This is a genomic window from Rania fehmarnensis (genome assembly GCF_056494185.1).
Genome location: NZ_CM151398.1, coordinates 4,344,160 through 4,364,096 on the forward strand (window position 1 = coordinate 4,344,160; position 19,937 = coordinate 4,364,096).

Genomic DNA, 19,937 nt, shown 5'->3' on the forward strand with positions numbered 1-19,937 from the left:
CCGCAAATAGGCTACTGGCCTGCAGAGCGCTTCTCCGAGGTCCCCTCGACGTCTTCCTGCGGTACTCCAATTGCGTCGCCGTCGGCGTTCAGGAAATTCCCGATTCCCTTGTTGTAGTGCTCTGCAGTCCACAGATCGAATGCACTGACAACCCATTTGCCATTGATGTTTTTCAAAAACGTCACGTGATGGCCGACTGAGACATCTCCAATGGTTGCTGGCGATGTTCGGTGCATGAGTTCGGAAACGACGATCGCTTCTTTGGCAGTGACCCGCATCGGCGTAACAACCTGCCCGCGAACTCTGACAGACTTGATTGCGAAGTCGTTTAGATTCCAGTGTTTGTTCCAGCCGGTGCTTTGGTCCGGTCGTGCTGCATAGCCTTCCGCAAGACAGGCCGCGATTGCAACATCGCCGGCAAGAGACGCGGCAACGTAGGCTTCGACGACGGCCTCGGGATTTGTGCGATCTGCATTCTTGTAGCCAACCATTCTCATGTGCTGAAGTCGGTCTTGTGCGAACTTGCGTTGTTCTTCGTCCGTCGCTTGACGCGCTGAAAACCCCTTCGGGGCTTCGCTGCCTTGATCAGGTGGATTCGATTCGTTCGGTTTTGCCGGGATGAGCTTCACCTGGAGTTGATTATCTTGGACTTCGAACGAGAACTCTCCGGGAGAGAACTGCTGATCTACGGCCGACGGATCTGTATCCACCAGGAAATGCCCTGGCTTCGCATCCTGGAGCGGGTGAAGCAACAGCTTCGTCACAGGCTGCTCGCCTGAGTGGGGAAACGGACGCAACTCCACATGATTCGTCCGGATACGCATGACAAAATGGGAAACGGCGGAGTCACCGAGTTTATCGGTCGGATAGAACCATGGGCCTAATGATTCAACCACCCAGTCTCCTTGAATTGGTTTCAGTGATTCGATAAATGACTTAAGCGTCTCATCAACCACCGATAATGCTGAATCATCCGTGTTGGCAGGGGTCGGCGGTTGTGCCGGCCCAGTGGGTACCGGTCCGTCTTGTTGATTTCCACTTGCATCGAGCCAGCGAACGTTGGGAACCTTGTGTGCCCGAAGTGCTTGGTCGATGGCGATCTTGATTAATCGAATCATCTCTTCTCGCTTCTGAGTCTCCGCAGGCTCCGCACGAACGGGCACAGGGTCGCGTATCTCGGCCTTCGTGAAGGCGTCCCCTTTGCCATCTTCGTGAACTTGGACCGTGACTCCCCGCAGCAATTTGACCGAATTCAGCAGCTTGTCGACCTCCTTATCCTTCGAATTCCAAACACCTCGCCCGGCATAAACATCCAGGAGGATTTCGCCGAGAGGGATTATGAGTGGAGCAGGTTTGGACTCAGCATAGGCCGATATACCTCCCAGCAGAACGTTACCGCCGTCCGGAACCGAGACTACGCTTCGCGTCCCGCTGGCCGCTTGTGGAGGCATGTTGATCGACTTCGGATTGAGCACGTTTGATGTCGAAGCGTTTGCGGTTCCTGCCAATTCTTCTGTGCGCCCGCGCAGCCCAGATAGGGCTGCTTCGATCCCGTTGTGGACCTCTGGCGTCCCTTGCACAACTAACGCGAGCATTTTGGCGTTATAGGCTGCACGAGCTACTTTGCTTTCCCACGATGGCGGATCGACGTTGAGACGAAGATAGCTCAACAGCAGGTCAACATGTTGCTTCTTCCCGTCTTTCGACCAGATGGGGAAATCAGCAATAGAATAGGTTTCCTTCGCTAAGTCCGCGGCAGATTGGGCCGAATTGGCTCGCAAGTCGGCGATTGAATCGGTCGTCGCTAAGTCCTCGACAGGTTGGCCGGAACTGGCTCGCAAGTCGGAGAGGACTTGAGCAATTTGCTGATGCTTTCTGGTATCCCCGCGAACGACCAACACTCCGCGACCAGCGTCGTAGGAAAAAGTCTTGTCTCCTCCGATCTTGGTCGATTCCACTCTCGCTTCAAGATAATGAATGAGCAGGTCAATGTGCTGAGAGTTTCCGTCCTTAGACCAAAGCGGCAGATCCTGGATGGCGTACAACTTAACAATTATTTTTTGGTTCTTCGACGCTTCTACAGACTCAGTTTGACTGCCGAGGGTTCCCGCAGAATCGGCACCCTCAAATGCATCCGCTCCCGATTGCCGAACAACGGTTACTTGAGCAAATGAGATTACCTTTTGCGTTTGCAAGTAGTCAGCGATGCTCTGCACGAACTCAGGGTCGTACTTGGTCGGCGGATGAATTGAAACCCTGCAGTCCTGGTAATCTCCGCCGTCAATAGCGATCAATCCTTTGCTTCCTATGAGAGCTCGCAGTGGGGCGAACGTGCGTTCCAATGATGCGTACTGCGCTCGTTGCTCCTTCGTGAGCGTTACGCTGATGTGAACTTTCCCACTCTCGTGCGTGTAGAACATCGGACGCCTCACGCGGTCGGTGTCTTTGAACTTATCCACAAACTGCATGGACAAGACGTTTGCGGTCGACGTAGTTCGCTGCACATCCGTGATTCTGATCGCGCCGATGACTCCTTTCACACCGTTGCCGTCGTCAGTTGGCCGAAACACATGGAAGACATATCCGACCTTCACATCTTGTGTTGACCCTAAATTCAAAGTCACGGAACTTGTCCCGAAATCCTGGCTGCGAATGTGCCCTTCAGGCATCATCGATGGCGGAGTGAAAATTAGGTTGGTCGCGAACAGGCCATGGTCTTCGTCGGCATTGCGCTTGACCGTAGCTGCGTGCGCTTCCGGCGGTGACTCGGCCGGTTGAGATTTGGGAGCGTTGCGAGTCCACAACAAATCACCGAGCCGAGGGGTGCCGGATTCCTCTAGAGCTTCTTTGTTCGTCGTCCACGCGCCACGAATTTCGTTGCCAACCAGCCGGAGCGACATCCTACCGTTGCGATTCTCGCCCTTGCCCCATGTGCCGTTGTAGCGGCGTTCGAGTCGCGACCACTTCAAATGCAGTGTGCCTGAGTTCTTGAGTACCCCGTCTCGAACATAGAGTTTACTGGGGGTTTTGCCATCGGTTACTGCATTATTCAGGTCGAAGACGTCAGGCTCCGACTTGGGACTCACCCCTAAACTACTGGAAAAGTCAAAGCCAAGCGGCTCGGGGCCCATGCTCGGCACGTTGATGCGAAGACCAAACGTGGCGGGATCGACACCACCGAGAGAGCTATTACTCTGGGTTCGCTTGTCGTGCCCGAAGCCGGTGAACGTCCCTTCGTACACTCCGGGCTCTTTGGCTTCGAGAACCACGGTGCCCCATTCGTCGCTGGTCCATTGACCGCTGATATCCGGCGGTTCTGTCGATTGCCATAACACCATCCCTAACAATGCCGTTCCGAGTGTGCCAAACATGGTCAATATTCCCTTTTTGTTTGAGTTGAAAATCGAACGATGTCCTTTGGCGTGCGCTACCAGCGACGCTGGCAGAGCCACCGACGCTGGTTGCTGGAGGTGCGACAGACACTGTTCAAGCAATATGGCAACCTCGCTAGCCGAAGCAAAACGTTGAGCCGGGTCTTTTGACAACAGTCGTTCAACGATGTAGGTGAACCATGGCGGCAGTTCGGGTGCGAGCGAAGCAATTGCAGCGGGCTTGTCGTCGACGATCCGCCGTAAGGTTGCAATCGTTGAATCAGATCGGAATGGCGATACACCTGTCGCCATCTCGTACAGCACGCAACCCAGGCTGAACAGATCCGAGCGAGCATCCAGTGCCTCTCCGCGAGCTTGTTCTGGCGACATGTACTCTGGTGTTCCCGCTACAACACCCAGGCGAGTCATCGAAACGTCGTCCGCCGCGCGAGCCAATCCAAAGTCGGTGATCACGACTCGCTCGACCCCTTTCTCAAGAAAGATGTTGGCTGGCTTTACATCGCGATGAACAAGTCCCTGATCATGGGCCGCAGCAAGGCCCGCAGCAGCCTGCATCCCAATCCGCAATACTTCCGTCAGTTCTAAAGGCGCGCGGGACTTTAGTCGCTGAGCTAGAGATTCACCGGTAAGCAGCGGCATAATCAAGAACGGCAAGCGGCCCGTCGGCTGAACGTGATGAATGGCGATGACATGCGGATTGACGACGGCGGCTGCGGCCTGGGCTTCGCGTGCAAATCGCTTGCGAGCCACCGAGCTGTGCGCAAGATGCGGTGACAACGCCTTGATCGCTACAAATCGTTTTAGCTCGCGATCGAACGCTTTCAGCACGACTCCCATACCGCCACGCCCAATGATCGCAAGTACGTCGTAGCCGCCGAGCTGGCCCAACACATTCGCATCCTTGCTTGGCTCGAGATGTTCGACGCTGAAGTCGACCTCCGACCATACCATTGGCTCCGGGACCGCTGCATCCAGCTCATCGGTAGTTAGCAACGCTGCTGCTTCCTGCTGCCATTGCTCGCCACCAGCAAGCTGTTCCATTCGAGCACAGCATGCCTCGCAATGCTCAAGATGATCGTACAAAGCCGTTTCTTCGTCCGCCGTTAAGCGATTCGCGACCGCATTGGTTAGTAGCTCAATGGAACAAACATCGTTCATGATTCATTCTCCAACGTAAAAACAACTTCTTTGAGCCGAGCCAACACCCGGCACTTGGCCACGCGTACGGCTCCGACGCTCAGTCCCAGTTCCCGAGCGACGATCGCTGGTGTTTTCCCATCGACGGCCGTGCTCCAAAACGCTTGCCAGGCTTTTGGACTTTGCTCTTGCCGAACGCTTTCGGAAGCACGCTGAAAGTTAGAGCGACGAAGCTCGGTATCGAACTCGATCGATTCGGGACAGTCATCAGCCGCAATATCCGCGAACAGCGATTGCGACTCCTGACCACCAAAGGCAATCATGCGACGTTGCCCGTGCCTCATCCAATTGATGACCAGATTTCGGGTAACACGCCGCAACCAGCCACGAAACGAGCCTCGTTCCTTTGCCAATTCCCAGTGCGCGATCCGCCTGCTGACGGCGATGAAAAACTCCTGCATCAACTCCCGAGCGTCCGCGTCCTGCAAGCCGCATTTTCGCAACTGGCGATAGATGACAGGCTCGTAAATCTCGACAAACTCTACCCAGGCTTCATGATCCTGAGAATCACGAAGTCGAAATAGCAAGCTGGCTCGAGTGGTTGGAGTTGGTGTCATGAGTGTTTCCTATAGAGATACACAACTGACACCGCGTACTGTTACGTGATCTTTCGGGAATCTTGGGCCATTTTAGATTTCCATTTGATTGAAATGGAATACGCCAAATCTTTTACTTCGAAATCGGCTTGTACACCAGTTTTCCGTCGTTAGCGTGAGCGTTCGACGAAGTACATCTTGCCTGGGGTGCTAGATTCGATGGATTTGTTTCGTTTCACCCAGGAGTCTAGCTATGGCAGGTGTAAGTCGTGTAAGTCGTGAAGGTCGTGTGGAAAGGGTTCGGTATTGGCAGGGGCTTATTGAGGAGCATAGCCGATCGGGCCTTTCAGTTGTAGAGTTTTGTCAAGAACGAAAGATTGCGTCTACTTCGTTCTATCAGTGGCGCACTAAGTTGCAGCGGGAGGCGGAGCCAGCAGCATCTCAAATTCCCGCGATTCTGCCAGTCAAGCTGGTCAGCGCCCCCAGTCGAGCAGCCTAAGGCTGCAGCCAGATCTTGCATTCAAGTGTTCACGCCTTCTGGTGTATCTATAACCATTAGTGGATCGGCGACTGAAGGTGAATTGGTCAAAGTGCTGAGAGCGATCGATTCTGTTGAGGCCGCTCGATCATGCTGAAGATCAGTTCTCAGACTCAGATCTACATCGCACTTGGCGCGACCGATATGCGCAAGGGTTTCGATGGCTTGTGTGGCTTGGTGATCGAGCAGCTGAAGAAGGATCCGCTGTGCGGCGCGCTCTATCTGTTCATCAACAAGCGTCGTGATCGCATGAAGGTCTTGTACTGGGATGGTGATGGACTGGCCATCTGGTACCGCAGACTGGAGCAAGGTACGTTTCGCTTGCCGAAGGTCAATCAAGACTCATCAGGTGTCGAGATCCGAAGTGAAGAGTTTACGATGCTCTTGCGTGGTATCGATCTATCAAGTGTGAAGCGGCACAAACGCTTCTCGCTTGCCAGTTGATTGAAGTCCAAAACGACCACCACAATCACCAGCGCTCGTGTGATAAGAGGAGCTTGTCACACGAGCGTTTTTTCTTTGAAAATTTTCAACTACAATGAGAACTTTTTTCGCTTCCCAAACGTTAGTTAAGTATGGACGCAAAGGACCTGCAAATCGAACAACTCAAGGCACAGCTCACTGCTGTGACCGAGCAGTTCAAACAGCAACTGCAAGAGAAGGATAGCTTGATCGCTTCTCTCCAATCGCAAGTCAAGCGATTGCTCATCACCGTGCGTGGGTCTCGTCAAGAACGCATCAATCCTGATCAACTGCTACTGTTCAGCGAAGCTGAAATTCAACAACTGGCCGATGAGTTAGGACAAGCCAAGAAGAATCCAGGTCAAGCCGATGATGAGCCCAACGGCGAACTGAGTGATGATGCAACGACAGGTGATGAATCAACCAGCGGCGATGATAAAGCATCTGATGGCAAAGGTGCAGATGATAAAGCCAAGCCAAAGCGCAACCACAAAGGCCGTCGCCGATTGCCCGCAAACATCGTTCGAGAAATCATTCGCCATGAACTGAGCGAAGACGAACGCAAGTGCCCCTGCTGCAGTGAAACGCGAACTGAATTCAATGTAGAGAAGAGCGAACAGCTGGAATACGTTCCAGCACATTGGAAAGCCATCGAGCATCATCGTGTTAAGTACTGCTGCACAGCTTGTCAAGAAAACGTAATCGTGGCCCCCAAGCCACCGCAGCCGATTGAGAAAGGGTTGCCTGGTCTTGGCCTGTGTGCTTACTCAGTTCTTTCGAAGTTCGGCGACCACATGCCGCTCTATCGCGAAGAAGATATTCACAGCCGTGCCGGTCATATCATTCGTCGCAGTACGATCTGCAATTGGCTTTCACAGTTGGGGCTTCTTGTTGAACCATTAGTAATGCGGATGAAGCATCTGATTCTTGATTCGAAAGTCATTCACACTGATGACACGAAGATCAAGATGCTACAACCGGGGATCTGCCAGGAAGCTAAGTTCTGGCCTTACCATGGCGACCGGTTACACAACTATGTAGTCGTTGACTTTACCATCGACCGCAAACGGTTCGGACCACAACGATTTCTGGAGAACTATGCAGGCTATCTGCAAGCCGATGCGTATTCAGGGTACGACTGTGTGTATGCATCTGGAATGGTCAAAGAAGTTGCCTGCTGGGTACATACCCGACGCTACTGGTATGACGTGCGCGAACATGACAGTGCACGAGCCAACATGGCGCTAGGCTACATCGCACGATTGTTTCAAATCGAGTCCGAAATAGAGAAGGCTTTTCCACGGCTAAACCAGTGCGGTGAACGCGACTTCATGGCTGTCGCTGAAGCTCGACAAAAGCATTCAAGCCCGATACTCGATGAGTTTAAGAACTGGCTTGAGAAGGAAACGATGACTGGCCGCATCCTTCCTAAGAGTGAGATCAAGAAGGCCTTCACCTATACGCTCAATCAGTGGAGTGCGCTCAATCGATACGTCGAAGCAGGCTACCTATCGATGGACAATAACCTGGCGGAACGAATGGTGAAGTATTCAGCGATCGGTCGCAAGAACTATCTCTTCGTTGGCAATGAAAGAGCCGGTCGCAATGCAGCGAACTTCTACTCATTGGTCAACAGTGCCAAGATCAATTCCGTTGAACCTTGGCCTGGCTGAAAGAAGTCTTTACACGACTGCCTTACCATCGAAACGGCGAGGCCTTCCAGCAAGCCGCAGCCGGTGACCGAGTAACAAGCACCGAGCTTGACGACCTGCTGCCAGATCGTTGGCTTCAAGCTCACCCAGACCACGTCTGGAAGATCGACGAGATCCGCCGCCAAGAACGTGAGTCAAAGGACAAGGCTCGAAAGCGAAAGCTCAACAAACGCAAGTAGAAAACTCTGCTCGCGTCAAGATGCAGTTCGTCGGACGCTCACAGCGCACTTACCGAGTTGCAGTCCACGCCGAATCGTTCAATCTCGGTAACGGCAGTGGCGTGACGACACGCGTTATTGATTGTCCAAATTCATCGTTTTTATGAAATCCCAGTTCACCATTTGGCTTAGAAGGACAATTAAACAAAATCCTTCACCGGCTTCAATGCGTTGGATTAGAGTGGGGCGATCGAGCATGCGGTGTGTCTGAAGATTTTTTCAAGGCATGAAGTGCGATCGATGCTCTGTAGTATACTGCATCGCAAGAGTGTGCCCTGAAGCAAATTTGTGCACAGTTACTACAGCCTATGGGAATATCGAATGAGTGGTGACAGCAAAACACCAGCACTACCCCGGTTACCTTTTGAAAAGGATAAAGCTGATATTGTCCTGGCACTTTCTAAAAAGGCTGCTGCCCGCTTTGACAAACGGAAGGACTATGAATGGAAACTGTCATTTGGTGTTTGGGCGGCTTTCGGAGCTGCGGCGGGATTGGTGTGGCAATCGCCGGAACAGATCTCGTTGTATTCCGCGTGGATCGCAACTGGCATTGCGGTAGCGATTGTAGTCTCATATTACGCGCTGATCATAGTTTGGATGGACAACTCACATCGACGTGATTTAAGAACTTCCTTTTATTGGGAAAGTGTTCTGTGCCATATGATCGAAGTAGACCTGTGCCCAGGATTAAAACCATCAACCAGTGACCAACCTAAATCAACCGGCGACCAACCTAAATCAACCGGCGACCAACCTAAATCGTGGCCCGAATTTCCAGGGGACCTCCATTGGTATGGAGAAGCGGACAACACTTTTTGGTCGGGAATTACAAAGTCGCACTATGCGGGATATGGGCAACTTGCAATAACGATACTCCTCGCGATACTCCTCGTTGCAGCATTTTGGACAAAGACGTCAGGAGGCTCGTCTTCCAACGCTGGGGGAAACCTCACCATAAAAGGTCAAGTTCAGAACAAAATTACCATCGAAAAATGAAGCATATTGGCAACTAGGCGTGGTCGTGGGCCGAGGCAGTAGCGCATCGAGATGGGCACTTCCTGGCCGACAACCAGCCTGGCTCGCTCGGCTGCCGCTTCTTCTTCGAACCTGAATTCTGGAGGCTTCCGTCGCATGTTGACACTCCTTTGAAGGGAGAATGTCGGGGAGGAGGTGGACTAGGTTGGTCTACGAAAGAGTCGTTCCAGTGAAAACCATCTGCCGGTGACTGCCACGAATCCAGTCGTGAAGGCAGCATAAACGAAAACTAAAGCTGCAATCCAAAGTTCATCATTCATGCGATGGAAGTCGAAGGTCGCCAGAAAAGCGAAAAAAAAGAGTGTCAGCCCAGCATGAATCGATCGGACTAGCCAGCTTTCTCGACGTCGCTGAATGCGTATACTGGCTGGACCATGACTCGGCGGTTCGTACGGATTCTCATCCACTATTGCCCCCAGACCTTCGCCAACCTACTTGCCCCCTCGCTCGCCCGCTTCTGCGCGACTGCACCAGCGGCCTTTAAATAGGCGTCCGATAAATTCACTTCAGGCACTTCGGTCTTGCCACGCATTGCCACACTTATCGGTTCCATGACCTCTGAAGCTTAGACCGCAGATACCGCTAGTTCACGACTTTCCTTCAGCCACGTTTCGATGTTGCCATCAGCTGCAACCTCCGGCACTTCCTTAGCCCGACGATTGAGATCGCCTTCATCCCACTTCGGCCCAAGCAAGCCATCCCACAGCGCGTGCATGTTCCGGCTCTGGCGAGTCTTGATTTCGTTCGCGCCTCGATCGCCTTCTGGAAAGACGCCTTCAACGTACAGCGATCCAGCATGACATGGCTGATGAGCGTCGGCAACCAGATGCGCGACCCAGCAAAGCGCTATGGCACGTTCGGAATCGGGCTTGGTCTTGTCGTGCAGTATACCTGAACACAGGTTCAGTGCCTGGCCGATGTGCAGGTCTTTGGTGGCTAGTGTGGCATCGTCCGGACAGTCGCACGAGCGCTCAGGCACTTGGCAGTTCCCCAGGACCAGACAACTGCCGAGCTGATAATGCCAGTTCGGTCTGTTGTACTCTGGCTGGCTGCGAGCAACGTCCGGCCAATAGCCAGCGCGACCGATCAGCCATTCATCCTCGTTGCGGACTTTGCTGGGTAAGCGGAAGTCCTGCTCGAACCGCGGATGCGCTTTCAGGATGCGGATGAGTTCTGCCTGCTGTTCCTTCGGCAGCTTCCTGAACGCCATCACGGCTATCAGATGGTGGCCGCCTTCGGACCAAGCTTGGGCGGGTAGTGGCGGAAGGATTAGCAGGACAACTAGAATTAGGCAGAGTGTAGATTTCATAACCGCTCTCTTGAGATTTTTTCGCACGTCGAACTGCATAGCTTACTCATAATCTGTCGAACTTTCCCAGTAGACTTCGTGCGTATCGCCATCGCCCATTGCAAAACATTGATTCGGTACAATTCCGCCGGTACAATCCGGCTCGCAACCTAGCTGGTGAGCCGATTTCAAATGACCGCCTTTCTAACTTAAATGGAGATTGAGCTGATGACACACTTCCCACTACTTACATCCAATGATCTCAAGGTTTTTCAAGAAGCTACTCCAGACAAAGGCGTCGAGATCGGGCAGCGAGGCGACACTATTGGCATTTGGTTTCGAGACGGCAATAGAGGCGATGGCATAACCATCGACAACTGGCAAGCTTTACAGCGAGAAGTTGTTGAGCTGCGAGGGCGCATTGACTTCTTACAAAAATTTTTGTTGAACAACTTTATTCTTGACCCGGATTCACCGCATCTTGTGGCAATTAAGCCAGTCAAGCCTTTACAAGGACTGAAACAGCCTGATGGCGAAGGTATCACAATCGAAGATGACAATAGTCGAGGCAAACTGATATTGCGGAACTACGGTGCCGATTCGAGTATTGTGACTTCTGCCGATGGCGGAAATAGTTTTGGTATCTTGCGACTCAATTTTGGTGAGAATGGAAATAGGGGAACTGTCAAAGCACCTGCAATTCAGAACCCAGACTAACCCACGCTCTTTGCGAATCGGCTCAACCCCAGTCCGGAACGGCAATCTGCCGGAGTGTCCAATCAAAGAAATCCTCGACGCAGAGTTCCCTCCATGCCCTTCACCGCCCACCACCACGGTACCGACAAACTAGGCCTAGCTGCTCTCCTCGAAGCCTTCGCCAACGACCAGTGGATTACTTGACACTTAAAATGACTACTCCTGCGCCAACCATCGCGATTCCAATCCACTCACGCAATAGGGGACGCTCGCCAAGAATCAACACCGCAAAAACTGCGACTAGCACGACGCTTAGTTTATCGACAGGCGCTACTTTTGATGCCGCTCCTGCTTTCAACGCTCGAAAGTAACACACCCACGATACACCTGTAGCCAGGCCCGATAGAACGAGGAATAGTGCAGTTCGCCAGTTTAGGATCAGCGGGTTTTGCCACTTATTCGCTGACACCACTAATGCGGACAAAACGAGAACGATCACAAAAGTCCGAAGAAGTGTCGCGTAGTCAGAATCGATACCGTCGAGGCCCAGCTTAGCGAAGATTGCCGTCAACGCCGCGAAGACAGCAGATAGTATTGCCCACGAAAACCAATCGTTTGCACCGAACATGAATAACTCCAACCAGTAGAAACAGAGTCTAAGCTTTCTGTCAGTGTACAACTGGCAAGGCAACCGAACCATTCCTTGGAGTTACTGCTCAATTACTCGCCAACGACCAGTGGATCGGCGAGCACTATGCCGAGGAGCAAGCGGTCGAGGCGGTGATGGATCGGTTCAAACGACTCATCGAATCTGAACTAGCTTTGGTCGAACTAACGGTGACTGCAGCTTCGTGAGACGGTTCAGTTCGAAGTCGTCAGCGAAGAACTCATCGTTGGCTTCGCCTTCGCTGGCTGCTTGAGTGTTCAGCGCATTAATGACGAACATCGCATCAATGGCAGTTATCGCATCGTCGCCAGTCACGTCCAGGTAAGGCTGCTGGAACGCTGGTGGATCGCCTGGCTGAGTGTTCAGGAAGTTGATGACCAATAGCGCATCGATGGCAGTCACTGAGCCATCTGCATTGACGTCCAGCGGGCTTGCTTCGTTCTGCCACTTCTTCGCTTTGCTGGCGATGGTGGCGTCGATCCAGGCGTTGTCAAGGCGGGAGTAATGCGTGATCGCGTTATAACTATCTCCACTTGCGATTGACGCGATGGCAACAACCTTACCATCAACAATCAGCCCTCCGCCAGAATCACCAGGGAGTCCGTTAATCTGCAGCTCTCTATAGCGATCAGGAAAAAATGATTGGTAAAGGGTCGTCGACACGTAAACTGGTCGAGCTGCGTTTGACGGTACTTTGTCAATAACATTGTCACCTGCCCGTCGATCACCCGTGTAAACTCTAGTCGCAGGCTGGCCAGCAATTTGAAATGTTCGTAAGCGTCCGGGTTAGGCGTACTTGACGTCGCGGTTAGTTTGATGGGTTGGTTTTGAATTTTTAACTCATTGAAGGAACCGAGGCTATGGCTGGTCGTGTTGAGGAATCTGTGTGGGCAGAGCGTCAGGAGTGGATTCTCAGGCAGGAGGAGAGCGGGTCATCGGTGGCTCAATTCTGTCGCGAAAACAGTTTGCATGTTGGGAACTTTCATGCTTGGCGGCTTCGATTTGCGAAGTTGAAAGGCCAGTCGCACATTGGCACTGGGAAAGCAGTCGGGCGGACGCTGCAAGCGTTTGTTCAGCTGCCAGTGCCATCGGTTCCAGTTGTGGCTAGCACTGGCCCATCATGGATCGAAGTTTCAATGGCAGACGGCATGGTGGTGCGAGTGCCATCAGCGAACCTTGCGGCGCTGGAGGCAGTACTGGGTAGCTTAAGTCGCTGGCGACAGGAGTCGCGGCATGCTTAGCCTTTCTAGTCAGTCGCGAATCTTCATTCATGCCCTTCCGACGGACAGCCGATCACCATCAATGCGAAGTCGCCATACGGATGTGCGGGTTGTATCTTTCCACTGCGAACTTCGAACTTCATTGTTTTATGCAGCGTTTGAACTATCAGTTCCTTTAGCGACTCAATTGATGGCTGAATATCGTCGTGATCTATCCCAGGCACTCGACCTATAGTCGCCCCAAGTTCTAACGCTGTAAACACTGATTCGATATTGTTCAGGTCTAGCAGGGTCTTGGAATGGACTTGCTGAAGCCCTCCAATGACCTTGAACACACGCTCAAAGTGTTGCTTCGATTCATTCACTTTACCGCAAGTATACAGGTCAGCCGCAACGTCAAGAAAATTGCCCATTAGTGGCGCGCCGGCAGCCTTTGACGCGCCAGCGCCGAGAATGAATACAACGTCGCTCATGATCTTTTGCTTTTTGATTACGTTGGGAGATGTGGCCTATAACTCAGCAGCTAGTTGCGTAACTTCCTTGCCTGCCTCGTCAGCCTCGACCTGCTTCAGATACTCTCCATCCGCGCGTTTCCAGGACGCAGGACCGCCTTTCTGGAAACCGGCGATGACACTTGCTGCCGCACTGGAACTTTTGAAGACGTAGTCCTGCACAAAGACAAAGTAGTCTGGGTTACTGTCAGGAATGAGCACACCGCTCTTCTTTAAGTCTTCCTTTGCGGCTTGGTACCCACCTTTCAAACTGTCTAAATCGAATGACTTCGCCTTGGAGCCAGCGTATACGACAAACCCTTCCTCCGTCGGATGGCCAGTTGCGATCGCGACGCTACCAACGTCTAACGTGTAGGTCTTGGTAGAGGCTCGCAATTACGCGCTGGAGTATTATTACAAGGCAACGCCGAGGTTAAACGTTCAAACTAATCTCGCGCACCCTCTCCCCACCCCTGTTAACTCCCCGTGAAACCTGTTAACCGAGAGTGATTTCGCTATGGCCCTCAGGCGTAGGCGCAGTCACGGTCAAATCGCAAGCTCTAAGCACTTCCACGAGTTCATCGATCTCAGTCTGGTCGAATTCCCTGTTTGCAATGACGAGGCAGCCGAGCTTATCAATACGTCCGTGAAGTCGGAGGTCTCCGATCGGAACTTCAAACTCTCGTTGTATCCCATGTTCTCTCGATACGCGGGTCGTGTTTTCAATTACGGGGTTCGGGTTTGGCAGCTTTAATTGGGCCGCGACTTCAACGAATCGTTGAAGCAGTGTCGAGTAGTAATCCGGATCGATAACGGCAGTGCCTGGAAAGACCTCGCTGATGCGGGCAATGATAGAGTCAAAGTCCAAAACACCATTGCCTCGAATACACAGGACTTTCATTGGCCAATCTCCGAGAAGCTGGAAGCACGCCTATTTTAGCGTGGCCAGCCTTTCTCGCGCCACCTCCCACCCCTGTTAACTCCCCGGTAAACCTGTTAACCGAGAGTCAGAGAGTTCGATACTCGCGCGCGAGGGTCCGATCCCAACCCTATGGGTTTGGTTCGGGGTCCCGAGACAGACCCTCTTCGAACTTTTCGCGCGCGAGAGTCGCAGAACCAACGAATTTGTTGGTGGAAACGAAAAACGCCTGGGAACTGGTTAACAGCTCCAGGCGTTTACACTTGGGTAGTGAGATTTCGGCTCTTGAGAGCCAAAGCTCTCGCGAACTTCTAAGGGGCCGTTATCGCTAAGTCGCTTTTGCAATGAAACGCCACGTGAATAGGTCATCACGAGATACGGCACACCTTGCCACTCGTCGACGCAATGAATCGCCATCACGTGATCATCGACCACCGCCGCTACGGCTTGACCTTCGCGAGCGAACCGTTTGCGAGCCGCTCCCGAGGCAGCCAAATGTGGCAACAACATCTTGATAGCCACGAAGCGATTGAGCGACCGATCAAAACCTTTAAAGACTGCTCCCATGCCACCTTGCCCCAAAAGACCGATGATTTCATAGGGCCCGATGCGACCAAGCATATTCGGATCGTCGGTAGGCCCGAGCAGGTCGAGAACGCTTTCACGAAGGCGAGACCCTCCGAGACTCGCAGCATCAGCTCGCTCGTCATCAGCGTCTCGGAGAGACGCTGCTACGTGTTGACTCCGTAGCGATGACTCAGTTTCGTTCCACCAGCCATCTTCACCGACTTGTTGCTCTAGCCGTTGGCGACAGTCGATGCAGTTGGCCAGATGTTGCTCCAGCTCGGAAGTTCGCGCTGCGTCGACTTCGCCAGTCAGCAATCGTCCAACTTCTTCGTCTTGCAAACACTCAATTAACGGTTTCATCATTCGTGACTCCAAAAACTGGACAGCTCTTGCACTTTTTCTTTTATCCGTTGCATCACTCGACAGCGAGCGATATACACCGCACCGGCTGATCGCCCCAACGCTTCAGCCACCGCTTTGACCTGCTTGCCATCGATCGCCGTTTGACGAAACATCGCCCAAGTCGATGACGAGAATTCATCTTCAATCGCACTCACCGCCCAAAGAAGTGCCTGTCGGCGGGCCTCAATGGTTATGCTCGAAGACAGGTCGACTTGATCGGGATGCTGGGCCAACAAGTCATCGTGAGCTCCCGCTCCGGTTGCTCGATCCGGTTTGGCTCGCGTCAGCTCATTCAGGATCGCATTGCGAGCGATCCGTCCCAGCCAATTGCGAAACCGAGTCTCTGCGTTGTGCGATTCCCAGTCGCTGACCTTGCGAGCCACTGACAGAAAGACTCGCTGCGCGAGATCGTCCGCATCGGCATGTTGCAACCCACGGCGAAGAGCCATGCGTAGAACCACGGGACGATAAATCGCGAGAAATTCATTCCATGCAGCCGCATCCTGCTGGTTGTTCAACCGCAGAATCAGACTTTCACTTGTTTCCGGCCAGTTATCTATTGGGGTCCTCTACTCTCTTCAACCCAGACCCCAGCATTATCTTTCAAGTTTGCTGAAGAGTCTTGCATTCCATAGACGAAACATCGGTGAATCGGAGGACCGAAGCGCGGGTGCCAAAGCTTTAATCGCACATTTCAACTAGGGATTATCCGACACTTCCATTTTTACTTTTCGAGGCAACGAGGTCGATTAGCGCTGCAGGTTTGTCGGCACCTTGCTTTCATCGGAGATACTCTTCTTGGGATTTGGCAGGGTTATCAATTTGCCATCCTGCCAGCGAAACGCTGCATCGCGATCGAAGGCATCGCCATCGTTGATTCTGGCACCATTATCGAAATCGCCTACAAAGGGATTGTCAATGGCGAAGTCTGGTCGCAGATGGATCTCCGTCCGCTTGTATACGGTCGAGATTTCTTGCTTGACTCCACCGTTTGGAATCGATGTACTTCGGACGCGGCAACTCACGGCGATTTCCATTCCATCTACCACCTTATACTGAATGTCTTCCACAAAGTATGAGAACGACTCTAAGTCTGCTGTGTCCTTGTCTTCGCCAACCCGTCCATCAGCGAAGCGATTTCCCCTCTCTTTAAGACTCTCACATTGCCGTAGACGCCTTGATGGTCCAGCTTCGATCCAGACAGTCATGGTTCCCCAATCATTGCGGCCGGAAATCCTTAGACAATCATGGTCGCCAATTTTCTCGATTCGAACATCAGGTTCCTTTGACTCCATAAGGAGTTCCATCAATGTTCTCCCTTGATTTCCAGGAAAGTGACCCTCCATGGCAAAGCTGCTGCTGGATTCAAGCATTCGCCAACTTGCTTTTTGACGCCCCTTGATAGTCATCAAGCCAGTTAGCTTCTTTTGTCCGACTGTTGTTGTTCTACCGATAAACATTTCACCATCGTCAAGACACCAATTGTCGAGCCGAATATGGTCCTTGGGCTGATCGTCAAATGTTTGAAGACTGCTTTCGACCATGCGGGGCGCATCGCGGCGGACTCGACTTTCAATTGTGACTTTACCCACCTGACTGTGGACGTACGAGTTCGTCACTCGCATATCGAATTTTTGTTTCCAAGAAAGAAAATTCTGGCAAGCCTGCAGAGCTTTCCTTGCCTCGACTCGCAACGGCGATTCCGCTAGAGCCGCCTTGGCAGCATCACCAGCAGGTGGTGCCGAAACGTTGGCATTTTGCACAACCACTTCGCCGGAAGTCAGCGGAAGCAGTCCGATCGAATTTGGATTCGCTTCTTTTTCTATTGACGGAATCTTGACATCCTCAAAAACTAATTCTTGCTGGCCTGGTCTGCCAAATTGAAAGCGCAGCGTGGCTATATCTGATGCCTGAAACTCGCCATAAATTGTGAACATGTAAATCTTGCCTCGCGCCGAAATTGGAAATTTTGGAACTGCTATTGGTGAAATCTTGCTGGCCAAATGCCGAGAATTGAGATCCAATTCGGAAGTCGAACGAATATTAAGCTTTCTAGTTTGCTTGAGCCCATCAGTCACTTGTGCCTCAAACCCATAGGGTCCATCCACATTGTCAAGTCGTTCGATCATCGCAATTGCTCGCATCCATGCATCGGGTTGGCTTTCGCCTGGCCGTTTCGCGCTCTCTGTAAATTCAGCCGAAACTTCCCTCGTGATTCCAAGAAGGGTGACACGATACTCGCTATTTTCCTTTGTCACAGGCTTCATAAGATGCGTAGACTGACCGGAATCTACTCGATCGACAATGTTTGTTGGGCTTGGTGGATCACCGTTTGGACTTGGTTTGTCCGGCGTTTGCATCAGCAACATCGCCACTATGAACGAACAGACGGCAACGAACATGGCGAAGACTCCAATGGTGCGAGAGCGAAACGAGAAAGAACCGGGAACAGACCTGTCGACAAGTCCATCCGGTAGTGCAGCTATAGTCGGCTGCTGCACGTGAGCCAAGCAATCTTCGAGGAGTTTGGCAACTTCCTGAGCCGATGCAAATCGATCATTAACTTGTTTCGCCATTAGCTTGCTTATAATTGCACAAAGCCACTCCGGTATCTCGGGATTGATCTCGCGAATCGGTCGCGGTTCTTTGTCCGTGATCAACCTTAGGACGCTGTAACTGGATTCGGCTCGAAAGGGTGCATGGCCAGTGCACATGGCGTACATGACACTGCCGAGACTAAACAAGTCGCTGCAATGATCGACCGTTTCAGCTCGAGCTTGTTCGGGGGACATGTATTGCGGTGTTCCAGCAAGTGTGCCGCTGCGTGTGAGACTGGCATCATCGACCGCGCGAGCTAGGCCAAAGTCCATCAACTGCACACGTTCGACGTTTTGATCGAGGAAGATGTTGGCTGGTTTGATGTCGCGATGCACGATGCCTTGCACATGCGCAGCGGCGAGTCCCTTGGCAGCTTGCATTCCGATGCGGAGGATCTCGCGAACTTCCAGCGGCCCGTTGTCGCTGAGTCGCTTTTGCAGCGAAACGCCACGTGAATAGGTCATCACCAGATACGGAACGCCTTGCCACTCGTCGACGCAATGAATCGCCATCACGTGATCATCGACCACTGCCGCGACCGCTTGGCCTTCGCGAGCAAAGCGTTTGCGAGCAGCTCCCGAAGCAGCCAAATGCGGCAACAATATTTTGATCGCCACAAAGCGATTGAGCGAACGATCAAAGCCCTTAAAGACTGCTCCCATTCCGCCTTGCCCCAAGAGCCCGATGATTTCATAGGGCCCCATACGACCAAGCATGTTGGGATCATCGGTCGGACCGAGCAGGTCGAGAAGTTTAGCCGTCGATGGTTCGTTTGGTTCCGCGTCTGTCGAAAAAGCGTTGCGTTGGGAGAACGCCCCGGTTCGAGAATTCAGGAGCACGCTTTGGACATCGCTCCACCACTGCTCAGGTCCGATGGTCGCTTCGACGCGAGCCCGACATGATTCGCACTGTTCCAAATGGTTCTGCGCAGACTCGTATTCTTCCGGAGTCAAGTTCCCTTGCAGCAGTGAATCGACTTGAGACGCTTGCAGGCATTCAGTAGAAAGATTCATTTTACGTCACTCCAGACTTCGGATACTTCGAGCACTTTTTCTTTCAATCGCTGCATTACTTTGAAGCGAGCCATGTAGACGGCTCCGGGGGTTTTGTTTTGTCGACGAGCTACATCGGCAACACTCTCACCTTCGATCGATGTCAGCCAAAACATGGCCCAGGTTGCTTCTGTGAATTCACTTCGAATCTCGTCGGCCGCCCATTGCATGGCTTCGCGGCGGCTCTCTTCCGTCAACTGCTGCGTAGTTTCATTGTTTCGATCTGGCAATTCACGCAGCATTTCCTGCACACTGGTTGAGCCGCTGGGAGCGTCAGGTTTTCTACGAGTCAGCGCATTAACGATCGCGTTTCGAGTGATCCGAGAGAGCCACACTCGAAACGGTGGCTGACGAGAGTCAGGCTCCCAATCCTCGATCGCTTTCGCGACGGACAGAAAAACCTGCTGTGCCAAGTCGTCGGCATCGGCGTGTTGCAATCCCAGCCCACACGCCATCCGTACCACCACTGGGCGATAAATGGAGAGAAAATCAGACCACGAAGCCGCATCCGCTGGGTCTTTGACCCGTAAAATCAAGCTTTCGTTCGTTTCTGGCCAATGGTGCATCTGGATTCCTCTGTAAGTAACACACAGCACTCCAGTTTATCTTTCCAATAATCTTTCTGGATGGGCATTCTGCACCCTGATCATCAAACGACTCAGGCCGAAGCGAAGCCGCTTCGGCCTGGATGTTTGAACCGATTGAGTTCCGTTGAGCTGGCGAGTAGTAATTTCTTCGGCAAGTCATCAGCGATGATGGCCCTTACCCGATTTGTGCAGCCTCTTCAGAAGGGCGAGCGCTTCATTCGAAAAAGCAGATCCAGCAACTGACCGCCAAAATGATCATCCACCATGCTCGCCCAAAGCGGTAGTAGAAAACAAACTTCGCTTATGGCCAGCCAGATGAGACGTGGCGATGATTGACGACGTCGCGAAAACACAGAGTGC

The 19,937-nt window shown here is 52.5% G+C and carries 18 protein-coding genes; 6 read left to right on the forward strand and 12 right to left on the reverse strand.

The window, feature by feature from the left end:
- Positions 1-11: 11 nt before the first annotated feature.
- Positions 12-4,550 carry a protein kinase domain-containing protein gene (locus SH573x_RS14700; RefSeq protein WP_479356212.1) on the reverse strand — a complete coding sequence of 1,513 codons (4,539 nt, stop codon included), beginning with the start codon at positions 4,548-4,550 and terminating at the stop codon, positions 12-14.
- Positions 4,547-5,146, reverse strand: coding sequence for an RNA polymerase sigma factor (locus SH573x_RS14705; RefSeq protein WP_479356213.1), 600 nt, complete (start codon positions 5,144-5,146; stop codon positions 4,547-4,549). The genes SH573x_RS14700 and SH573x_RS14705 overlap by 4 nt, the downstream gene beginning before the upstream one ends.
- A gap of 232 nt (positions 5,147-5,378) precedes the next feature.
- Between SH573x_RS14705 and tnpA (SH573x_RS14710) the strand changes: the two genes are divergently transcribed.
- The 4 genes from tnpA (SH573x_RS14710) to SH573x_RS14725 all read left to right on the forward strand — a co-directional run bounded on the left by tnpA (SH573x_RS14710) (position 5,379) and on the right by SH573x_RS14725 (position 9,051).
- A complete protein-coding gene (gene tnpA / locus SH573x_RS14710; RefSeq protein WP_479356215.1) occupies positions 5,379-5,624 on the forward strand; it encodes an IS66 family insertion sequence element accessory protein TnpA in 246 nt (81 codons plus the stop codon).
- Between the two features lie 129 nt (positions 5,625-5,753).
- Positions 5,754-6,107: an IS66 family insertion sequence element accessory protein TnpB gene (gene tnpB / locus SH573x_RS14715; RefSeq protein ID WP_479356217.1), complete on the forward strand. Its 354-nt coding sequence runs from the start codon at positions 5,754-5,756 to the stop codon at positions 6,105-6,107.
- Positions 6,108-6,238: 131 nt separating this feature from the next.
- Complete coding sequence (gene tnpC / locus SH573x_RS14720; protein ID WP_479356219.1) at positions 6,239-7,798, forward strand: IS66 family transposase; 1,560 nt, start codon at positions 6,239-6,241, stop codon at positions 7,796-7,798.
- Between the two features lie 578 nt (positions 7,799-8,376).
- Entirely contained in the window at positions 8,377-9,051 is a 675-nt protein-coding gene (locus SH573x_RS14725) for a hypothetical protein (protein ID WP_479356221.1), read from the forward strand.
- A gap of 604 nt (positions 9,052-9,655) precedes the next feature.
- Here the strand turns inward: SH573x_RS14725 and SH573x_RS14730 are convergent.
- Positions 9,656-10,438 (reverse strand): S1/P1 nuclease, encoded by a 783-nt coding sequence (locus tag SH573x_RS14730; RefSeq protein WP_479356223.1) that lies wholly within the window; start codon positions 10,436-10,438, stop codon positions 9,656-9,658.
- 153 nt (positions 10,439-10,591) lie between these two features.
- Between SH573x_RS14730 and SH573x_RS14735 the strand changes: the two genes are divergently transcribed.
- Positions 10,592-11,095 carry a hypothetical protein gene (locus SH573x_RS14735; protein ID WP_479356224.1) on the forward strand — a complete coding sequence of 168 codons (504 nt, stop codon included), beginning with the start codon at positions 10,592-10,594 and terminating at the stop codon, positions 11,093-11,095.
- A gap of 175 nt (positions 11,096-11,270) precedes the next feature.
- On the opposite strand, the gene SH573x_RS14740 is transcribed toward SH573x_RS14735, so the two are convergent.
- Together SH573x_RS14740 and SH573x_RS14745 are read right to left on the reverse strand one after the other, a co-directional pair.
- Positions 11,271-11,702, reverse strand: coding sequence for an EamA family transporter (locus SH573x_RS14740; protein ID WP_479356226.1), 432 nt, complete (start codon positions 11,700-11,702; stop codon positions 11,271-11,273).
- A gap of 174 nt (positions 11,703-11,876) precedes the next feature.
- The gene (locus SH573x_RS14745; protein ID WP_479356228.1) at positions 11,877-12,404 is read right to left on the reverse strand and encodes a dockerin type I domain-containing protein; all 528 of its coding nucleotides are present in this window, start codon (positions 12,402-12,404) and stop codon (positions 11,877-11,879) included.
- Positions 12,405-12,601: 197 nt separating this feature from the next.
- On the opposite strand from SH573x_RS14745, the gene tnpA (SH573x_RS14750) reads away from it, so the two are divergent.
- Complete coding sequence (gene tnpA, locus SH573x_RS14750) at positions 12,602-12,982, forward strand: IS66 family insertion sequence element accessory protein TnpA (RefSeq protein ID WP_479356229.1); 381 nt, start codon at positions 12,602-12,604, stop codon at positions 12,980-12,982.
- 23 nt (positions 12,983-13,005) lie between these two features.
- On the opposite strand, the gene SH573x_RS14755 is transcribed toward tnpA (SH573x_RS14750), so the two are convergent.
- The 7 genes from SH573x_RS14755 to SH573x_RS14785 form a co-directional block, all read right to left on the reverse strand.
- A complete protein-coding gene (locus tag SH573x_RS14755) occupies positions 13,006-13,434 on the reverse strand; it encodes a hypothetical protein (protein ID WP_479356231.1) in 429 nt (142 codons plus the stop codon).
- A 36-nt stretch (positions 13,435-13,470) separates the two neighbouring features.
- Positions 13,471-13,848: a DUF4357 domain-containing protein gene (locus tag SH573x_RS14760; protein WP_479356232.1), complete on the reverse strand. Its 378-nt coding sequence runs from the start codon at positions 13,846-13,848 to the stop codon at positions 13,471-13,473.
- A 100-nt stretch (positions 13,849-13,948) separates the two neighbouring features.
- Entirely contained in the window at positions 13,949-14,353 is a 405-nt protein-coding gene (locus SH573x_RS14765) for a hypothetical protein (RefSeq protein WP_479356234.1), read from the reverse strand.
- Between the two features lie 258 nt (positions 14,354-14,611).
- Entirely contained in the window at positions 14,612-15,301 is a 690-nt protein-coding gene (locus tag SH573x_RS14770; protein WP_479356236.1) for a protein kinase domain-containing protein, read from the reverse strand.
- On the reverse strand, positions 15,298-15,858 hold the full coding sequence (locus SH573x_RS14775) for an RNA polymerase sigma factor (protein WP_479356238.1): 561 nt from the start codon (positions 15,856-15,858) through the stop codon (positions 15,298-15,300). The genes SH573x_RS14770 and SH573x_RS14775 overlap by 4 nt, the downstream gene beginning before the upstream one ends.
- A 231-nt stretch (positions 15,859-16,089) precedes the next feature.
- Entirely contained in the window at positions 16,090-18,951 is a 2,862-nt protein-coding gene (locus SH573x_RS14780; RefSeq protein ID WP_479356239.1) for a serine/threonine-protein kinase, read from the reverse strand.
- Complete coding sequence (locus SH573x_RS14785) at positions 18,948-19,556, reverse strand: RNA polymerase sigma factor (protein WP_479356241.1); 609 nt, start codon at positions 19,554-19,556, stop codon at positions 18,948-18,950. The genes SH573x_RS14780 and SH573x_RS14785 overlap by 4 nt, the downstream gene beginning before the upstream one ends.
- Between the last annotated feature and the right edge of the window lie 381 nt (positions 19,557-19,937).